Source organism: Paracoccus sp. IB05, from assembly GCF_016405985.1.
Taxonomy (GTDB): Bacteria; Pseudomonadota; Alphaproteobacteria; order Rhodobacterales; family Rhodobacteraceae; genus Pseudogemmobacter.
In genome coordinates this window covers 1-945 of sequence record NZ_JAEFCF010000095.1, presented here as the reverse complement: position 1 = coordinate 945, position 945 = coordinate 1, and the positions used below count along the sequence as shown (strand labels likewise).

Genomic DNA, 945 nt, shown 5'->3' with positions numbered 1-945 from the left:
AAAGGCCCCGGCCTTTCGACCGGGGCCCTGGTTGGGGGGATTACTCCCCTCGGCGGCTGTTGGGGCGCGACCAGATCAGGCTCGAGCCCTCGCCGTCCTCGTCGTCGAAGAGGTTGGCGTAGATCGGGTGCGCAAAGCTCGGATCGTCCAGCTTCAGGCCCAGATAGTCCCGGCCCTCGGTAGAGCGCTTCGACCAGGCGGCGCCGATCTCCGCGCGCCCGACCAGGATCCGGTGCGAAGGTGCGTTCTCACCCGTGGCCCGCAGGTCGGGGACGATGCGCACGCCCTTGGCCTGAACGCTCAGGGTGACGATTTCGCCGGTGTATTCGTTGCCGGTCTTCTTGAAGGTGCCGATGGTCGCCATTGTCTGTCTCCATTCTCTCGTGTTCGAGTCCGCTCCATTGCGGCCTCGATGGCGATCGACAGGCCGGAGACGACGGCCGGCGCAGTCCCGTCCGGGACCCTGACAGCACAGGCAGGGCTTTCTTGTCTTCCGCGAGGAATGACGGCACCGCCGGCAGGGGAAGAAAGTTCAACGACGCTGTTGCGCCGAGACGTCGAAGCGCGCTCCCGCGCGCTGATCTTCGGCCAGATCAGCCCATCACAGAGGACGCATGCGAGCGGTCCCGTCACCTCCAGAGAGACAGGAGACAGCGGCGATCCAGAAGGAACCGGCAGGACGACCCCACAGGCAACCACCGGCGGTGATCACCCGGGCTGCAAGCAGGCCAGTGCGCGCCCTTCCCCGCCGACCTGCCGCCACGGGCAAGTCGACGCATCAGATTGGATACGGCCGAGACGTCGGATCGGCACCTGCCGCCCAAGCGCTTGATCGGGAAGAGGGACAGGGCAGGAAGCGCGATCAAAACGCACCACCGATCAGCAGACCCATGATCGAAGAGGCCGGAAAGAGGGAAAGACTGAGCCCTGTGCGCTCATGACGAC

Annotated in this window: 1 protein-coding gene; it reads right to left on the bottom strand. The window is 65.7% G+C overall.

Annotated elements, in window-relative coordinates:
- Nucleotides 1–40: 40 nt before the first annotated feature.
- Nucleotides 41–364, bottom strand: coding sequence for a DUF736 domain-containing protein (locus JC607_RS25185; protein WP_088233866.1), 324 nt, complete (start codon nucleotides 362–364; stop codon nucleotides 41–43).
- Nucleotides 365–945: the final 581 nt, after the last annotated feature.